This window comes from Bacillus sp. YBWC18 (assembly GCF_002998775.1).
Lineage (GTDB): Bacteria > Bacillota > Bacilli > Bacillales > Bacillaceae > Bacillus.
Map to the genome: position 1 here is coordinate 104,252 of NZ_PVRI01000006.1, position 18,632 is coordinate 122,883.

17 protein-coding genes are annotated in these 18,632 nt (G+C 44.1%); 5 read left to right on the forward strand and 12 right to left on the reverse strand.

Going from position 1 to position 18,632, the window contains the following annotated elements:
* Positions 1-9 precede the first annotated feature (9 nt).
* Complete coding sequence (gene nagE, locus C6348_RS16250) at positions 10-1,371, reverse strand: N-acetylglucosamine-specific PTS transporter subunit IIBC (RefSeq protein ID WP_223250510.1); 1,362 nt, start codon at positions 1,369-1,371, stop codon at positions 10-12.
* A gap of 191 nt (positions 1,372-1,562) precedes the next feature.
* On the opposite strand from nagE, the gene map reads away from it, so the two are divergent.
* The 3 genes from map (at position 1,563) to C6348_RS16260 (ending at position 2,868) form a co-directional block, all read left to right on the forward strand.
* Entirely contained in the window at positions 1,563-2,312 is a 750-nt protein-coding gene (gene map, locus C6348_RS16255) for a type I methionyl aminopeptidase (protein ID WP_044139748.1), read from the forward strand.
* Positions 2,313-2,434: 122 nt separating this feature from the next.
* Complete coding sequence (locus C6348_RS19095) at positions 2,435-2,596, forward strand: hypothetical protein (RefSeq protein ID WP_003214360.1); 162 nt, start codon at positions 2,435-2,437, stop codon at positions 2,594-2,596.
* A 134-nt stretch (positions 2,597-2,730) separates the two neighbouring features.
* On the forward strand, positions 2,731-2,868 hold the full coding sequence (locus tag C6348_RS16260; RefSeq protein ID WP_003214303.1) for a YflJ family protein: 138 nt from the start codon (positions 2,731-2,733) through the stop codon (positions 2,866-2,868).
* A gap of 41 nt (positions 2,869-2,909) precedes the next feature.
* Here the strand turns inward: C6348_RS16260 and C6348_RS16265 are convergent, their stop codons facing one another.
* Entirely contained in the window at positions 2,910-3,560 is a 651-nt protein-coding gene (locus tag C6348_RS16265; RefSeq protein ID WP_106038422.1) for an MOSC domain-containing protein, read from the reverse strand.
* A gap of 122 nt (positions 3,561-3,682) precedes the next feature.
* Between C6348_RS16265 and C6348_RS16270 the strand changes: the two genes are divergently transcribed.
* The gene (locus tag C6348_RS16270; protein WP_034665208.1) at positions 3,683-3,952 is read left to right on the forward strand and encodes an acylphosphatase; all 270 of its coding nucleotides are present in this window, start codon (positions 3,683-3,685) and stop codon (positions 3,950-3,952) included.
* Between the two features lie 19 nt (positions 3,953-3,971).
* Here C6348_RS16270 and C6348_RS16275 read toward each other — a convergent pair whose 3' ends face one another.
* On the reverse strand, positions 3,972-5,078 hold the full coding sequence (locus tag C6348_RS16275; RefSeq protein ID WP_106043737.1) for a nitric oxide synthase oxygenase: 1,107 nt from the start codon (positions 5,076-5,078) through the stop codon (positions 3,972-3,974).
* A gap of 104 nt (positions 5,079-5,182) precedes the next feature.
* Positions 5,183-5,740: a PadR family transcriptional regulator gene (locus C6348_RS16280; RefSeq protein WP_106043738.1), complete on the reverse strand. Its 558-nt coding sequence runs from the start codon at positions 5,738-5,740 to the stop codon at positions 5,183-5,185.
* 112 nt (positions 5,741-5,852) lie between these two features.
* Here C6348_RS16280 and C6348_RS16285 point away from each other — a divergent pair, with 112 nt between their 5' ends.
* The gene (locus C6348_RS16285; RefSeq protein ID WP_095286068.1) at positions 5,853-6,338 is read left to right on the forward strand and encodes a phenolic acid decarboxylase; all 486 of its coding nucleotides are present in this window, start codon (positions 5,853-5,855) and stop codon (positions 6,336-6,338) included.
* A gap of 227 nt (positions 6,339-6,565) precedes the next feature.
* Here the strand turns inward: C6348_RS16285 and C6348_RS16290 are convergent, their stop codons facing one another.
* The 8 genes from C6348_RS16290 to C6348_RS16325 all read right to left on the reverse strand — a co-directional run bounded on the left by C6348_RS16290 (position 6,566) and on the right by C6348_RS16325 (position 18,629).
* Positions 6,566-8,197: a M14 family metallopeptidase gene (locus C6348_RS16290; protein WP_106043739.1), complete on the reverse strand. Its 1,632-nt coding sequence runs from the start codon at positions 8,195-8,197 to the stop codon at positions 6,566-6,568.
* 180 nt (positions 8,198-8,377) lie between these two features.
* Entirely contained in the window at positions 8,378-9,676 is a 1,299-nt protein-coding gene (citM, locus tag C6348_RS16295; protein WP_034665220.1) for an Mg(2+)/citrate complex secondary transporter CitM, read from the reverse strand.
* 191 nt (positions 9,677-9,867) lie between these two features.
* Positions 9,868-10,845, reverse strand: a complete 978-nt coding sequence (locus C6348_RS16300) for a tripartite tricarboxylate transporter substrate-binding protein (RefSeq protein WP_106043740.1) — start codon at positions 10,843-10,845, stop codon at positions 9,868-9,870.
* A 3-nt stretch (positions 10,846-10,848) separates the two neighbouring features.
* Positions 10,849-11,547, reverse strand: a complete 699-nt coding sequence (locus tag C6348_RS16305; protein WP_189293948.1) for a response regulator — start codon at positions 11,545-11,547, stop codon at positions 10,849-10,851.
* A 3-nt stretch (positions 11,548-11,550) separates the two neighbouring features.
* On the reverse strand, positions 11,551-13,149 hold the full coding sequence (locus tag C6348_RS16310; protein ID WP_106043742.1) for a sensor histidine kinase: 1,599 nt from the start codon (positions 13,147-13,149) through the stop codon (positions 11,551-11,553).
* A 138-nt stretch (positions 13,150-13,287) separates the two neighbouring features.
* On the reverse strand, positions 13,288-15,384 hold the full coding sequence (locus C6348_RS16315) for an exosporium glycoprotein BclB-related protein (protein WP_106043743.1): 2,097 nt from the start codon (positions 15,382-15,384) through the stop codon (positions 13,288-13,290).
* 118 nt (positions 15,385-15,502) lie between these two features.
* Positions 15,503-16,588: a bifunctional diaminohydroxyphosphoribosylaminopyrimidine deaminase/5-amino-6-(5-phosphoribosylamino)uracil reductase RibD gene (ribD, locus tag C6348_RS16320; RefSeq protein ID WP_106043744.1), complete on the reverse strand. Its 1,086-nt coding sequence runs from the start codon at positions 16,586-16,588 to the stop codon at positions 15,503-15,505.
* 283 nt (positions 16,589-16,871) lie between these two features.
* Positions 16,872-18,629 (reverse strand): WD40 repeat domain-containing protein, encoded by a 1,758-nt coding sequence (locus C6348_RS16325; RefSeq protein ID WP_106043745.1) that lies wholly within the window; start codon positions 18,627-18,629, stop codon positions 16,872-16,874.
* Positions 18,630-18,632 lie beyond the last annotated feature (3 nt).

Below are 18,632 nucleotides of genomic sequence, written 5' to 3' on the forward strand. Positions count from 1 at the left end.
ACGCTTTTTTCAATCTCGATCGACTTCCTTGCGGAGATCATCTGCGACAAATTCTACATTCGTTCCAATGATGATTTGTACGGAGGTTTTCCCTGAAGTCAGTACCCCTTTGGCACCTGCTTTTTTCAATGTGCCTTCATTTAATAAATGTGTATCTTCTACTGTTAAACGTAGACGAGTGGCACAATGATCAATCGTGGTGATATTGTCTTTGCCGCCAAGTCCCTCTACAAGCATACTCGCACCTGCCGTCTTCGTATCATCGGCTGCAATATCTTCAATGTCATCATCTTCCCTGCCTGGTGTTTTGAGCTTTAACAGTTTAATGAGGAAATAGAAAACGACAAAGTACACAATGCCATAAAGCACCCCAACTCCGAGCAGCATGAGTGGTTTTTGTGCGATGCCAAAGCTTAAAACGTAATCAATCGCTCCTGCTGAAAAGGCGAAGCCGCTATGAATTCCAATGGTGTTCACAATAAAGAGCGAAAGACCTGTTAGCACAGCATGGACACCATATAAGAGTGGAGATAAAAACATAAATGAAAATTCAATTGGTTCAGTGATCCCTGTAATAAATGACGTAAGCGCCATCCCAATCATCAAGCCAGCTGTAGCTTTTCGCTTTTCAGGCTTTGCGGTCACAACCATGGCTAGACATGCCGCTGGCAGACCGAACATCATCACTGGGAAGAACCCGGTCATAAAGACACCCGCACTTGGATCTCCTTTAAAGAATCGCGCTAAATCCCCTGTTGCCCCGCTGAATTCCCCGAATTGAAACCAAAATAAGTTATTCAGCACATGATGAAGCCCTAATGGAATGAGCAATCGGTTAAAGAAACCAAACAGCCCTGCACCCGTCGCACCAAGACTTAAAATCCATTCCCCTAAACCATTGATCCCGCTTTGAATCGGAGGCCAGACATATCCGAAAACGGCTGCTAATAGAATGGTGAAAAGTGCGGTCATAATCGGCACAAGCCGTCTTCCGCTAAAGAAACCTAAGTATTCCGGCAGTTTCGTATCCTTGAAGCGATTGTACACATACCCTGCCAATAGCCCGCATAAAATACCGCCCAATACCCCCATATTGTTCGTTGAGTTAATCGACGTTGTACCAGCTGATAAAATAAAATAAGAGATCGCACCTGATAATGCCGCTGCCCCATTACCATCCTTTGCAATGCCGATCGCTATACCCATTGCAAAAATTAAAGCCAAGTTTGCAAAAATAGCATTCCCTGCCGCATGAATAAACGGGATATCGAATACATCCTCCCGCCCAATAGCCAAAATAATCCCTGCTGCCGGAAGCACAGCGATTGGAAGCATAAATGATTTGCCTAGCTTTTGAAAAAACTGAAACACCATTTGCCTTCTCCCCCTTTGTCTTCATCATGACCAAACGTTCATGATGTTCATAAAAAATATATCATATGCACATCTAGTTATCTATACCAATTTGTCCACATTCATTTGACATTCCGCTCTTTACTCTTTTCGCGTAAAATGTGGTAAGCTATTGAATAGAATGAAGTTATAGAAAGCGGGAATGAACAGTGATTGTCAAACATGATCATGAGTTAGAAGCCTTAAAAAAAGTCGGCCGAATTGTCGCTTTGGCAAGAGAAGAAATGAAAAGCCAAGCGAAACCAGGCATGTCTACAAAAGAATTAGATTTGATTGGAAAAAAAATATTAGAAGAGCATGGGGCCAATTCGGCGCCTGAAAAGGAATATGACTTCCCTGGGACGACTTGTATCAGCGTGAACGATGAAGTTGCACACGGTATTCCAAGTGAAAAAACCATTTTACAAGAGGGCGACCTCATCAATATTGATATCTCAGCAGAGCTGGACGGCTATTATTCCGATACCGGCATTTCATTCGTATTAGGTACAGGTGATGCTCGTCTTGAAGCATTATGCCAGTGTGCAGAGGATGCGTTCCTCGAAGGATTAAAGCATGCAAAAGCCGGTAAAAGACAAAATCAAATTGGCCGTGCGGTCTACAATACAGCCAAAGAACAAGGATTTACCGTCATTAAAAACCTAACAGGACACGGCATCGGGAAAAGTCTGCATGAAGCACCCAACCATATTTTGAACTATTATGATCCATTCGATAATGCTTTGTTTAAGAATGGCACAGTGATCGCCTTCGAACCCTTTATTTCAACTAATGCTGAATCGATTTATCAGACTGATGACGGCTGGACATTTAAAACACCAGATAAAAGCCTAGTGGCACAGATTGAACATACTATTGTGATCACAAAAGACGAACCCATTATTTTAACGAAGCTGTAAGCCAGCAGGTCCCCTTCTTCACTGGAGGGGTTTTTTTCGTTTCCCTTTCACGAATCTGTCACGACTAAACAAAATGCCTGTGGTAAAATAGGCAAAGATATGCGAAAGGGGTCTTATTTGATATGTGGTTCATCATCATAGGAGTTATCTTTTTGATAGAAAGTATCATCTTAACGGTTGTAGGTATTAAGAAAAAACAATCCATGATGACTTATCTTGGTATTGTCATCATGATTATGACGGTCGGCATGATCATCGTTACCCTCAACCCGCCAAATTCATAAATGATTATTTCCAGCATATACATGGATCATAGGCAGATAGAATCAGTTTTCATTTTTTAACCCCTGCACACTTTTCACGTCCTTTTTTGAGATGTTACAATGCAGGCAGTTTCAATTGAAAGGAGTTTTCTATCATGCATTATGGTAGCAAAGGCTGGTATGTCGAAGAATTAAAGAAGCTTGGTGTGACCAAGCATGAAGGAAGAAAGCTTCAAAGCTTAAAAACATATTTCCTTGCAAATCTTCTTGAGCAAAAGAAACCTAGCTCATAAACGCTTAAAGCCGTACATCAGCATAAGATGTACGGCTTTTTTTAAATGTGCTGAATTCGTTTTTCTAAAGACTTCCTCACCACATCTGCTAAGGCATCTACTGCAAGAACGGCTTTCAGCCTCTCTGGACTTGTTTGACGATATTTGACCTCGTTCACTTCATGGACTGTAATGTGATGGGGCGCTTTTTCTACTAATACAAGAGAACCATCAGGCGGCACTATGCCTTCTTTCAGCACCCGTAAATAAAAACCGGTATACCCCGTTTGCTGTACTTCCTTGACAAGCTTCATGTTAGCGTGCTTAAAAGATAGTTTCACACACGGCTGTCTTGGCTGGCTCACTTCAACAAGTGCTTCTCCAAGTTGAAAGACATCGCCAATACGCACCTTCGTCTCGACTAGCTTGCGCACTGTCAGATTTTCGCCAAACGCAGCTTCCTGTAATGTAACCCCTAAAAATTGCTCGAAGTAAGCATAATGATCATATGGAAAGACGCAGACGGCTTTATCATATCCTCCATGATGAACCAAATCACCTTGGCTATCTCCCTCAAAATTGACCTTACTCAAATATACAGGCTCATGAATACGCTTTTTGTTGATGGCTGTTTTGATTTCTTTTCCGTTCGCATAGGTCGTGATGGGTTGTCCTACTTGGATTCCTACTATGTCATATCTCTTCTGTCCCACGATGACCATCTCCTTTGGTTGTCTCATGCCTATTATTTTACATCGTTAGACAATTAAATCATAGTCGATGCGTGAAGGTCAGATACATGCTATGGTACGATGAGAAAAAAGGAGAGATGACATTGATTCATTATCATGCCATTGTCGCAGGACGGGTGCAGGGAGTCGGTTTTCGCTATTTTGTTCAAGGAGAAGCCGTCAATCGCGGGATGAAAGGCTGGGTACGCAACACAGATGAAGGTCATGTCGAGTTAAAGGTAGAGGGTGAGCAGCAAAAGGTGCTTGATTTCTTAAAGACCGTTCGAAAAGGAAGCCCTTTTTCAAAGGTCACAGATATGCAGATGGAGCCGCTCACTGAGTTAGCTCATTATAAGGATTTTCGAATAAGGTAATCAAAAAACCTAGCTCTCGCTAGGCTTTTTCTGTCCCATGGTAGGGCTTTTCCTGATAAAAATAATTCGGCTTCACAATGGTATTGTCGTAATGCTTGTGGAAGATGTGGGTAGCAGCTGGTGATACTGGCGGAATCAGCCATGTCCAGTCCCCAGTCAGCTTGCGGTCAGCCTTTTCTTCCTGCTTTTCAAACTGTTTGAATTGATGTGCTGCTGTATGGTGATCAACAATGGTCACCCCTGCTTCTCGGTAAGAATGGAGAACCGCCACATTCAACTCAACAATGGCTTTGTCCTTCCAAAGCGACGCATTCTTTGTCGTGTCCAGCCCTAAAATAGAAGCAACTTTTTTCAACATATTGTAGCGATTTTCATCGGCTAGGTTACGTGCGCCAATTTCTGTACCCATATACCATCCGTTAAACGGTGCCGCATTGTAATGAATACCGCCAATCTCTAATTTCATATCAGCAATAATCGGAACGGCGTACCATTTCAATCCTAAATCACGAAATCCTTCATATTCAGGATGGGTAATCTCGACTTCTTGGACGATTTCTTTCGGAAGCTCATACAGAACTGGCGGCTGATCCTTTAGCTGAAACATGAGAGGCAGAATATCAAAATGCGTGCCCTCCCCTTTCCAGCCATGGGCTTCACACAACTTTGTCAATTCAAGAGATGCCTCGTCGCCAATGATGCCATACTCCGTCTCATAGCCTGCATAACGAACGAGCTGATGATTATAAATGACGACTTCCTTTTGCGAATGATTTTCTGGAGGAAAGATCGTAATGGATGGTTTGATTTTCCCGCCATTTGTCGCATACTCAATATGATGAAAGAGTGCCTCTTTCACCTCTTCTTCTGTCTTCACATGCCGGCAGTCGTGAACATGCAGGGTTGACCAAAACAAACGGCCAATGCAGCGGTTGCTGTTGCGCCACGCCATTTTCGCCCCGTGCGCCAATTCCTCTTGTGTGTGAGTATACATCCCTTTAGAGTCAATTTCTTGTTTTATTTCATGCAGACGTGCTGCTTTCTCTTCATTTGACTTGCTTAATTCTTCATAGCATAAAGAAATAAAAGCTTCTGCTTCATTCCACAACGCTTCTTGATTACTCAAACATACTCGCCTCACTTTAATACGAATATATCCATTGTAGCGGTTTCTATTAATAAATTCACTGGTTTCAAACCATTTTTTATCATATCATCCGACCATTGTCCTTAGAGCGCGGATGAATCAATCCGTTTAAGGGTCTGCTCGAGCCAGCGGACATAGCCGTTTTCTCTTTCAATTGCCCTTGTCAGCACTAAGTAATGCCCAAATTGCGCTGAATGAAGCGATTCAGCGGCAGGGTCTTCCTCCGTTAAAGCGTGCAGCTTCTGTTCTAGCATGTCTATTTTTTTGGTGCGCTCTAGCAGTTGATGTGTAAACAAGTCAGCCGCTTCTTTGTTGTCCATGGAAGAGATGAAAAATGTTTTGAGCATGAATTCATCCTTTGTTGTTTCTGGTATCGGGTCTTTTGTCCTTAACCACTGATGCAATTCTGCTTTCCCTGCCTCTGTGATTTGATAGACCTTCTTCTCCAGCTTCTTTCCTTGTATACGAATAACAAATTCAATAAACCCTTCTTCTGTGAGACGCTTCAGCTCAGGGTAAATTTGGCTGTGCTTCGCGCTCCAAAACTGTCCAAGGGAATCCTTAAAATGTTTGGTTATATCATATCCCGTCAGCTCACACTGATCTAGTAAACCAAGAATGGCATATTTTAAAACTCTCATAATGTGCCTCCAACGCTTATTCTTTGACAATATTATACCATAGACTTTAAAATAAACATGTAAATCATGACATGTTTGAAATAACATCATTCTAATGAAAGAAGGAATAAACATGGATCAATTCGTTGGACTTCATATGATTTATACGTATGAAAATGGCTGGGAATATGAGATTTACATTAAAAACGATCACACCATTGATTACCGCATTCATAGCGGAATGGTTGGAGGCCGCTGGGTCCGTGATCAAGAAGTGAATATTGTGAAGCTGACAAAAGGCGTTTACAAAGTTTCTTGGACAGAACCAACTGGGACAGACGTCTCTCTGAACTTTATGCCTGAAGAAAAACGCATGCATGGCGTCATCTTCTTCCCAAAATGGGTGCATGAACGTCCAGATATCACAGTTTGCTATCAAAATGACTATATCGATCTCATGAAAGAATCTCGTGAAAAATACGACACCTATCCAAAATATGTTGTTCCAGAATTTGCGGACATTACGTATATCCATCATGCAGGTGTAAATGACGAAACCATTATCGCCGAAGCACCATATGAAGGCTTGACTGATGAAATAAGAGCTGGACGAAAATAAAAAAGCGGCACGCACTGTGCCGCTTCTAGATTGTAGACAAAGGGCTAAAATGATGTTTATTTTAGCCCTTTGTCTTCTTTTCAGCGTGATAGAAAACCTTTGCAGTCTAGGAAGGACGAGCACCGAAGCGGAGCGAATTTAACATTCGTGAGCATCGGCGCACAGGACTGACACCGAATGCGAGGGTTTGTCTACACGCTGAGGGCTAAAATAATTTTAGCCCTTTTTTATTTAATGCCTAACGTCTTTTGAGATAGCAAGAACCGGTACACTGGCAGTTCATCGCCCACTTTTGAAGCAATAAACCCAGATGACATATAGCTGTCTTTTGATTCTGGTTCAAGGGCAAGTGACAATAAATTCGTTTGCGGCTGCGCCGTGATATATACCTTTGTCCCTTTTGGCAGCTGTCGTTTCTTTTGGGTGAGTTTTGTTTCAAGCTGAATATCAGTTTTGCTCTTTTCGTCTCGTTTTGTTACCTGATAGGCTTGTACCGGTACTTTTACACTGGCAGGCAATGTGACACTTTTTAACCCTAAAGTTTTCAGCTTCCGTTCTACCCCTTCATGCCCAGGTAAAACGAGATAAGCTGTCGGTCGTTCTCTCGACATGACAGGAACAGCATCGCTCGCACTGTGAAAGCGTACAGGGACATTGATGGTCTGTCCTTTTTCAATATCCACCATTTCAAGCGAATCATCCACAGGCGCTTTGAAATCATCTTGAATAACCACTTGATCGTCATCATTTGATTGGAGTCCTTTTTTCACCAGCTTCAAACGCTCCGTCACCATTTGCTGCTTCACCTGCTTTGCATGTTTCACCGTTGTTTCAATGATTTTTTCATGTGTGGTGACTTGTGCTGCAACGCGGCGGGTAAAGTCCTCTCTTCCAATTCCAATCCCTCTGCTTTCTACAAGAAAGGATAGCGCTGGCGAGAGCGCCAAGGCATTTCGGCCAATTCGTGCATCCGTTCCGCCTTCATAGAGATCGATCTTTCCATCCTTTCCTCTTGTGCTTGTATAATATAAATCATTCGAAAATCCTTGATTTGTCAGCGTTTCACGGACGCCGTTCACATATAATTCATTTGACGTGAGCCGGATGCTTTCTGGAATATTCAAGTTCTTCCCTGATAATATCAGTAAATCGTGATATTTGAGGGCACCCGCTGAGCCGATATCATCAAACTGCTTTTGTCCCACATCGTATTCATGGGCATCAATGACTACTTCTGGTGCATACCGATTAAATTCTTGATGCAGGGCTGTGAGCTCTGGAGATTCTAATGTCATATGATCACGGTTTCCATCCGTTCCGTTTGCAAGCCTGCGGTCAAACGCATAAGAACCATCAGGATTGATTCTCGGGACAATGATCATATTCACATGATTGAGTATACGCTCTCCTTGTTCACCTGCTAATCGTTTTGCGATGACGAGAGCAGATTCACCGGAGGCTGGTTCATTTCCGTGTATTTGTGCTTGAAGCCAGATCGTTGGCTTTTTTGAAAGTGGAGAGATATGACGATCCTTTGTAAAGTAGAGAGCTGAAATGGACCGTCCTTCAATGGATGTTCCAATCTGTTTCTGCGTAGCGTAAGGACTTTTGCGGACAATATCACGCAAGAATTCTTGAAGCTCTTCTTGTGTTGTAAAGGCTTCTCCTTTTTTCTGAAAGGCAGGGGTGCCGAACGTCTCGTCAGGTTCAGGGTATAGCTTCTTCACTGAGGCCGGCTGTTCATAACTCTTTCCAAAATAAGGGGTATCTGCATGAGCTGAAGCTGGGCTCACCATCGACAAACTTCCTGCTATGAGGCATACAGCAGTAAAAAGAATCGTGCCTTTTCGTTTGGACATGCTATCCTCTCCCTTCGTTGATTTGCATTATAAAGAAAAAAACAGTAAAAGTGTCAGTATTTTTCAAAAATATATCTTTTGGAGGAACAGACATGTTTTTTGTATAGGGCAAATGAATCGAGCCTGCTCGGCAATATGACCTAAAAAAAGTGCCTGCTTAAGTAGCAGACACTCTTTTATTTACCAAATGGAGATGGCCCCAATGAGTATCGACATGACCGTCATGGCGACGACTGCAAGTACAGCCCATTTCATGCCAAACTTCTGATGCTGATCCAGTGATACCCCAACAAGTCCAACAAGTAAATGAGTCGATGGAACAAGCGGGCTTAGCATATGAATCGGCTGACCAATAATAGAAGCTCTCGCGATTTCGATTTTATCAACACCGTATGCTGCCGCTGTTTCTGATAGGATCGGCAGGACCCCATAAAAGTATGCATCATTCGGCATAAAGAACGTAAATATCCCGCTCGTTAACGCAACAATGACTGGAATGAAGCCGCCAAGCTGCTCTGGAATGGCAGATACAATCGAAATCGCCATTTCATCGACCATTTTCGTTCCAGTTAAGATACCTGTAAAAACCCCTGCCGCAAAAATCATAGAGGCAATGGCTAAGACGTTGGTTGAATGAGCCGCAATCCGCTCACGCTGCTGTTCAAGGTTCGGATAGTTCACGATAATCGCCACACAGAAAGCAAGAACAAATAGAACCGTTAAGCTGACTTTTCCTGAGACAAGAAGGAGCACCAATAACAACGTAAGCGTCAAGTTAAACCACCAAAGTTTCGGCCGCTTGATGTCATCCTGCAGTGCCGCTGCCATTTCATTTGCATGAATCGGCTGGTCGAGCTCAATGACACCAAGACGTTTCCTTTCAGACTTCCCAAGAAAGTATGCCACCACAATCATGCTCAAAACCCCTGCACCAATGACTGGAATCATCGGACCAAATAAAAGTGAAGGATCAACGCCAAGTGCACTCGCCGCTCTAGGTGTGGCACCTCCCCATGGAATCGTATTCATAATCCCCATGCCAACTCCGGCAATCCCCGCTAAAATAATCGGACGGATGCCAAGCAGCGTAAATAACGGAAGCATCGCTGTTGTTGTAATCATGTACGTTGTTGTCCCGTCACCATCAAGTGCAACAAGCATGGTCAGGACAGCTGTTCCGACGACAATTTTTAATGGATCACCTTTGACAATGTTTAAAATTTTCGCCACCATTGGATCAAATAAACCAGCATCAATCATAATGCCAAAGTACAAAATCGCAAACATAATCATGACCGCTGTCGGTGCGACTTGCTGTACACCTTTGACAATCATGTCTGAAATTTCAGTAAAATGAAAACCTGCAATAAGAGCAAATGCAATTGGTGTTAACACCAATGCCGTTAAAACAGACATACGTTTCGTCATAATCAAAACCATAAATACAACCATCATAAGAAATCCTAAGATTGCTAACACTTTGTTCACCCCTTATGTTGTATACGCTTTCATTAAATGTTGGTATCCCATTTCCAACCCTTTCTGTCATGATATCTGACGCCTGAATTGAAGTAAATATTATGAATTTTAATTCTTTTTCGGTCGATAAATGCTTTTTGTTCATTTTGTTCAAACTTTGCTTTTGATGGATTCCATGAAAAAAAGCGGTCTCACTCGACCGCTTGTTCTCCTTGGATAAACTGCTCATATCGCCTTAATTGCTCCTCCATAAAGATCTTTGCCTCTTTGCTGTTCATATAACGACTTGTCCAGCCCTTTTGCTTTAATTGCTTTTTCCAAGACTTCGTTTGTGTCATTTTTTGAAGAAGCTGATCCCATTCACGAATATCATGCTGATTCATTTGCTTTGGGCCCATCACACCACGCCAATGAGAGAAGATGAGCGGGATGCCTTGCTCTTTCCAAGTCGGCACATCTTCAAATCCCGCTAAACGCTGATTCGTTGTGGTTGCTACTAGCTTTAGCCTCTTCTTTTCATAATCATGACGAACTTCTGTAATCGTGGTAGTTGCTGCATCTACTTCATGATCTATGAGCGCTTGGAATAAATCATCTGCACTGTCAAATTTCAAAAATTGAATGCGATATGGATCAATTCCTGCCATTTCTGCCGCTCGTGCGAATGAGATTTGATCATCATTACCGAAGTCTGGGGCAAATCCAATTTTTAAGGAATCGGGTTTCTTCTTTAGTGAGTTTAATAGCTCCTTCCCATTTGAGAAAGGAGAATCCACTGGGACTGCGACGACCTGCCACTCTTCTGCCAAAATGGCGAGCGGTGTGACATCGTTCATTGTCATGTTACTGCTGCCAAGCAAATTACGGCTTAACAATAAGCTTGAATTCAAACTAACATAGTTGGTATCTCGCTCCATCATATATGTCCATCCTTTATCCACCGTTCCGCCTCTTTGATAAAGGATATTCACCGGCCGCTTCACCAGCTTTTCTTTCTCGAGCACTGATTTCATCACTTGAGCTGTTTGGTCAAAGCCGCCGTCAGGGACACCAGACACCACAATATATAATGGGCTGTGCTGCAGGAAAGAGTCGCCCTCCTTTTTTTCATTAAAGGTGAGCGTCATACAAAGACAGATCATAATGACAAGGCATATTCCTTTTTTCATCTTTTATGACTCCGCTTGCTTTATGGCAGGATAATATTTCCGTTCTGGTCTGCCAATGATTCCGTACGCAAGCTCTGCCCGGCATTCTCCTGTTGTCACGAGATACTCGACGTACCGTCTCGCTGTTGTGCGTGAAGCCCCCATCTTTTCTCCGAGTTCTTCCGCTGTAATCCCATTATTCTCTGATGCCATCAATGTTTTCACCTTGTCCAAAGTCAGCGAATTGATCCCTGTAGGCAGGTCCCTGCCATCCTTTTCTTTTGGCTCTTCTTGCATCTGTCCAAAAAACAAATCAATCATCGTTTGATTGACTTCATCCTTAGAATTGATGATGTCTTTCTTCTCTTTATATTCGGTTAAAACTTGCGCAAACTTTTGTGCGGTCACTGGTTTGATTAAATAATGAACCACTCCGTAATGAAGTGCATCTCTTAAAAGTGTCGTTTCCGTTGCAGCCGTGATTATAATCACATCTATTTCTGGATAGTGTTCTCTTAAAAGCGGCAACAGGCTTGTACCGAGCTCATCGGGCATATATACATCAAGCAAGATGAGGTCGACTTGTTCCTTTTGGAGCGCCTCCCACATATCTTTTGCACTCTTTGCCTTTCCGGCGACTTGAAATCCTTCTATTTGTTGTATATAAGATTCATGAATGGCTGCGATTCGAAAATCATCCTCCGCAATGAGTACCTTCATCACCATTTATTCCCCCTTTGTGCCTTTCGGTATGTATGCAGTGAAGATGGCACCGCCTTCTTTTTGGTTCGTCACTTCAATCCAGCCCCCAAGTTCGTCCAATACTTCTTTCACATTCGCTAGCCCGTAGCCTCGTCCTTCCCCCTTTGACGAATGGCCTCTTGTGAAAATATGTGTAAGTTCTTCCTCGTTTACTCCATCACCTGAATCAGATACTTCTATGATAATATCAAACCCAATATCTGTAATGAACAGGCTTACCTCGCGCGTCTCCTTATTTAGTACGGCCTCAAAGGCGTTATCTACAAGATTACCAATGATGGTAATAAAGTGAGATAGACTTAAATGTGGTGGAAGCGGCTCCAATGAACTATTTTCATCGATGTTGAAATGAACCTTCTTCTCAGATGCTTTCCCTAACTTGCCGAGTAAGATGGCTTGTATTTTAGGAGATCGAATTTGATTCATGAGTAAATCGTGCTGACGGTTTTGCAGCGTATATTCTTCCTTTATTAAGTCGATGGCCTCATCCACTTGCTTCAGCTCAAGCAAACCTAAAATGGCGTACAGCTTATTTGAGAATTCATGCGTTTGTGCCCTCAGGTCTTCTGAATATTGGCTGACCTCTGTTAATGTATCCAGCAGCTTCGTCAGCTCTGTTTTCTCTCGGAAGCTCACAATTCCCCCAAAAACTCGATTGTCCTGCACCACTTTTTTCACATTTAAGACATAGGTTTTATCATTGACGACGGTTTCGATGTTCGGTTCAATCGTTTCTGCCTTTAAATAGAAAAGGAGATTGGCTTTTGGCAAGACTTGGTCAATATGAAGCGGCAGCTCGGATGAAACGCGCAGCATGTGTTCAGCAGATGTATTCATCATCGTTATCGCGCCTTTGCGGTCAAATGCAATAATCCCTTCTTTTATAGCAAGCAGCATCGCTTCTCTTTCTCGAAATAATGAAGCAATTTCGTGCGGTTCAAGCCCTAATGTATCTTTGCGAATACTTCTTGTTAAAAAAATCGCTCCGAATATACCAGGCAAGAGCACAAGAAGGGCAATATAGCTAAGCTTGATTAGTTGATGGGCTGTCGCTTGATCAATTTCCTTTTTTAAAAATTCGACGGTGACTGTGCCAATAATTTCTTCATGCTTGCCTGTTTCTTTCATAATCGGGGCACTGCCTCTGACAACGGTTTCACCATTAGAATCACCCGTTGATATGGAGGTTCCCCCAAATAGCAGGGTACTTCTTCCTCTAAATACACTGATGGTTTTTCCTACATTCTCATGATTCGTATGAAAAAGGACCTTCCCTTTTTGATTGGTAATGAAGATGGCATGTGCTCTGACTTGATCCTTCATTTGCTCAAGCACTGCCTGTTCTTCATACTCAGACACTGATGAGGTGCCCACCGATGTTTTAATGGGCGGCATATATGAGATTGTTCTAGCGGTTTGCACCGCCAGCTGTTCAGCTTGCCGCTGCCTTTCTGATGTCTGCAGAAAACCAAAACAAATGGTCAATAAGGCAATGACAACAAGCAAAAGCCCGATAATTAACCCCAAAATTTTCGTTTGTAAAGTGACTTTCCTTTTGCCCATCCTCACCGCTACAACCCCTAATTCAAGTAGATTCATCGACTAGACTCTAAGAAAATCATATCATTTTTTCTTACGAAGTTAAGAGAAAATTCATTCAAACAAAAAAGGACGACTCAAATCGAGTCATCCCTGTTTCAATTACGTGATAGATAAGCCTGCACTCGCATAGCCTGCTACAGTGTTAATTAAAGATAAGCCTGTTGCAGTCGCAGAGAAAACAACCAGTAATCTTGTTTCTGCTGTAACTGGCACATTCAGGCCGGTAGCGATTCCGTTTGAAATAGCACCAATAGTTAAAATCCCCGTTAATGGTGGTGCCAACGTGACACTCGCTACTTGAGTGAAGCTGTTATCTGGTGTCGGTGAAGCAAATAAGCTAGCTGTCACTGTAATACTCGTGCCGACTAAAGCCAATGCTGCCGTAGTACTAAAGTATCCGGCAAATGAAGTAATAGTGCCATCCCTTGGTACAGAGAATGCCATATTTAAAAGAGTACCTGCTGCTCCTGTTAAGTCGATGATACCACCTAGTATGCTAACGCCTGTTGCAGAGCTACCAAAGCCGACCAAACTAGAAGTTCCGACAAGACCACCTGCAATTGTAGTCAAGACAGCAGGGGTACCTGATGCAAATGGAATAATCGCACTCGATCCAGTTGCTCCGGTTGCTCCTGTAACTCCGGTGGCGCCGGTATCTCCGGTGGCTCCCGTTACTCCAGTCGCTCCGGTGACTCCGGTGGCGCCGGTATCTCCGGTGGCTCCCGTTACTCCGGTGGCTCCTGTGACTCCGGTGGCGCCGGTATCTCCGGTGGCTCCCGTTACTCCGGTGGCTCCTGTGACTCCGGTGGCGCCGGTATCTCCGGTGGCTCCCGTTACTCCAGTCGCTCCGGTGACTCCGGTATCTCCTGTGGCTCCCGTTACTCCGGTGGCTCCTGTGACTCCGGTGGTGCCGGTATCTCCGGTGGTGCCGGTATCTCCGGTGGCGCCCGTTACTCCAGTCGCTCCGGTGGCGCCGGTATCTCCTGTTGCTCCCGTTACTCCGGTCGCTCCGGTATCTCCGGTCGCTCCTGTGACTCCGGTCGCTCCGGTATCTCCTGTCGCTCCTGTGACTCCGGTATCTCCGATATCTCCTGTTGCTCCCGTTACTCCGGTCGCTCCTGTGACTCCGGTGGCCCCGGTATCTCCGGTGGCGCCCGTTACTCCAGTCGCTCCGGTGGCGCCGGTATCTCCGGTGGCGCCAGTATCTCCTGTTGCTCCTGTGACTCCTGTGATCCCGGTTGCTCCGGTAACTCCAGTCGCTCCCGTATCACCTGTTGCACCGGTTGCTCCTGTACCTGTTGCTCCTGTGGCTCCTGTGATCCCAGTTGCTCCGGTAACTCCAGTCGCTCCCGTATCACCTGTTGCACCGGTCGCTCCTGTACCTGTTGCTCCTGTGGCTCCTGTGGCTCCTGTGATCCCGGTTGCTCCGGTAACTCCAGTCGCACCTGTATCTCCTGTCGCACCGGTCGCTCCTGTACCTGTGGCTCCTGTGATCCCGGTTGCTCCGGTAACTCCAGTCGCACCTGTATCTCCTGTCGCACCGGTCGCTCCTGTACCTGTGGCTCCTGTGATCCCGGTTGCTCCGGTAACTCCAGTCGCACCTGTATCTCCTGTCGCACCGGTCGCTCCTGTACCTGTGGCTCCTGTGATCCCGGTTGCTCCGGTAACTCCAGTCGCACCTGTATCTCCTGTCGCACCGGTCGCTCCTGTACCTGTTGCTCCGGTTGCACCCGTTTCACCAGCAGCTGCTAACAATGTATAATCTGGTGACGTACCTGGCGTACCTGTTGGCGGCGCTGAATTCACCACATACGTACTTCCATCGAATGTCACGACTTGACCTACTGGATAGGTTGGGGCTACCGCTGGATCAAATGCCACAATGCCCGTTAAGCCTACACCAGTGGCTCCAGTTGCTCCTGCCGGGCCTGCTGGGCCTGCTGGACCCGCTGCACCCGCTGGACCTGCTGGGCCTCTTCTTCCTCTCCCGCCTGGCGGACCTTGAATCACACAAACACAAGGATCTTTTCCGCAGCAAGGATTTTTCACTGGTTTCCCTGGCTTTCCTGATTTCCCTTTCTTACAACTATCACATTCCCAGCCGTCATCCTTATACGCGTCATACCAGCTTCCTTTTTGGTAGTGGTCTGTTGAATGAGTTGGATATGTCTTTCCGCATTGTCTACACCTTCTCATGGAATCACCCCCATCCATTGTATTCATCGTTCCTTGGATAGGTGTATGTACACTTTTATTTTTTATCATGAAATATTGAAAAGACCTTGCACTCGATGCACAAGGCCAGGCCTTACTTTCATTGAAATTTCATCATCATTTTGATATCTTTTCCTACCATACTATATTCAATATCTGCTGGACGGATCGCTTCTTTTAGTTTTTTCACCCCTTCTCCTTCAAAAAAAGTAGGTGCATGTTTTCCACCGATTAATAAAGGCGCCATGTAAATGACGGCTTCATTGACTAGTGATGCTTCTAAAAAGGACGCACTCACATTCCCTCCTGCTTCAACGAGAACTGACATGACAGAACGTTCCTTCAGCATTCGTAACACGTCATGAATATTTGTCCGCTGCTCTCCGCTTGTGACATAGACTTGATGCCCTTTTTCTACCAGCTGTTCATACTTTTTCTGATCATGCATGTGCGAGGTGCAAATAATGGTTTCCGCCATATGATCTGTTAAACATTTCGCATGAAGCGGAATCCTTAATGTGGAATCTAAAATGACACGAATGGGCTGGGTCGCCATTGAATCTTTCACAATAAGACCTGCATCATCTTGAATAATCGTTTCGACGCCTGTAATCACAGCATCTGCTTCTTGACGCAATTGCTGCACTTCTTTCCTCGCTTCTGTTCCTGTGATCCATTTGCTTTCAAGATGAGATGTTGCAATTTTCCCGTCTAACGAAATGGCTGATTTTAAGATGACGTAAGGAAGGTCTGATTGAATGAAATGAAAAAAAGGCACATTTAAGCGATCCGCCTCCTGTTTACATATTCCTTCTTCCACTTCAATCCCTGTTTGTTTCAACATGGTGATCCCTTTACCTGCTACAAGCGGATTCGGGTCTTGTGTCGCAATGACTACACGTTTTACACCACTCTTGATAATGGCTTCCGTGCAAGGACCCGTTTTCCCATGATGCGAACAAGGTTCAAGCGTCACATACATGTCAGCTCCCTTTGCCTTTTCCCCTGCCATTTGCAGCGCATGAATTTCAGCATGAGGTTCGCCCGCCTTCATGTGAGCACCAACCCCAACAATCTCACCTTGCTGTACAATGACTGCACCGACAAGTGGGTTTGGGGAGGTTTGCCCTTTCATTGCCTTTGCGTTGGCAATCGCCAGCTTCATATAAAAAACATCGTCTTTCATGTGAGTCTCCTTTCTTCTCTTTCAAGGGAAAGAACTCCTTCAGGAAATGAAGGAGTTCTATTCTCATGTGCTATATTTTTTCCATCCGTTTCTTTTCAGATCGATCATAGTAAGGCAAGGAATAAAAAAGTTTATATGATGCTCGTTGTTTACAAAAACAGCATTTGCGTAATTCATATTTATTAATGAGGAGCACATGCGGACAATTGAGTACAGTCAGGCCTTTTTTCATATGTTCCTTGCAAACACTTATCATGAGAATCCCCCGCTTACATTCTTTTTCTTAATGAGAGATTACTTCTTTCGGAAATTGTTCAAATAAGCGCAGTACTTCGGTATGCGTGCCATCTTCTCGAATGTGATAAATCCCGCCGTCATATGAGCTTGCGTATACATCATTGCCTAATTGTCTGATGGCACTAATCCCATTCTTGGCAATTCTAATTGGGCCGGTATTGACATCTAGCTCTGGATTCCACACAACGATATAGCCCCAATAATCTCCGCTCACAATATAGCCAGAGTCTGTGACAGAGACAGATTTAATAGAATACTGGTGTTCATTATGCTGGTCTAAAATTCTTCCTGTATGCAAATCAAACAATCTCACATTCTTGTCACGGCTGACAATGGCAATACGATCTCTTTTACTATCAATGAATACATCATTTAACAGCTCTGTCGCTCCGATATATTTCGCTTTTAGAGACAAGCTCTTCTTATCTAAAAGACAGATGGTTCCTTCTACCGCGGCTGTGATGATATGATCTCCTTCTACTTTTAATGCTTTAACAGCACAATCGTGTGCTTTGGAACGGCCAATTTCCTTTAAATGTTCTGTCGAAATGACATGTACATAACCGCCGTAAGTTCCAATATAGAATTGCCGATCCTCCTCGTGGAAATACACACTGTTGACCGGCCCTGTGTTGAGATCAAACGAAACCATTTGCTGTAATGATTCATGAACAATATGCACCTGACTTGCATGATCTCCCCACGCATAATAGCTTCCATCTCGTGCGACAGCCACTCCATTTGTTAAAACGCCTGTCGATTTAGCGATTTCAATCCCGTTCTTTCTGAATTTTCCGTCATCTGATGCTGTGATGATATCTCCCGCATCAGTCAGCGCAATATCATTAATAGATGGTGTCGCCATTTCAATCTCATCTGATACAACTTTTCCCTTTTCAATAGACCATTCACAATACGTTTTACCAAAGCTGGCTCCTAGGATCGATTTCTCATCTTCCGTCCAGACAAGCGAACGCTCCCACTGATATTTATGAGGCAGCAACGTATTGACTAAATCCCCTGTTTCATAATTCCACAGCTTAATTAAATGGTCATAGCCTGCTGTCAGCAAGTAATTGCCGCTTGGAGAAAAGTTCACCCGCTTGACGCCCTGTAAATGGGCTTTAATGATTTTTTTCTCCTGTAAAGTAACCGCATCATAAATAATGACGGTGCCATCGTCTCTGCCAAGTGCGAACACTTCTTTTTGATTGCTGCCGCTGATTGTGTCCAGCTCATAATCAAACGGACCAATTTCTCCTACAATTTCTCCTGTATCATACAGCCATACAAGAACGTAGCCATCATCACCTGTTGTATAAGCTTTATCGCCATGTATCCATACAGCTAATACATCTTTGCTATGTCCATGGAATTCTCTTAAAATAGCTCCTGTTTCGATATCCCACACTAAGCACCTTCTATCTCTAGACACCGATACTAGTAAGGTATCCTGTTTGGCAAAGGCGACGGCTTCTACATCATCCGCATGACCAAACAGGGTGCGAATTCGAGTATGAGTGCCTGTATCATACAATTGAATGGTGTAGTCTGACGATGCACTCGCTAAATACTTTCCGTTTTCAGAAAGAGATAAAGAGTTAATGATATGCTCGTGACTTCCAATAAACGTTCCTTCTCCTGTTGCCCGGTTCCACTTATAAATACAGCGGTCATAGCCGCCAGTGTAAACAATTTGGTCCTGCTGAGTTGATAAAACAGATGTAATCGGTCCTCTATGCATGAT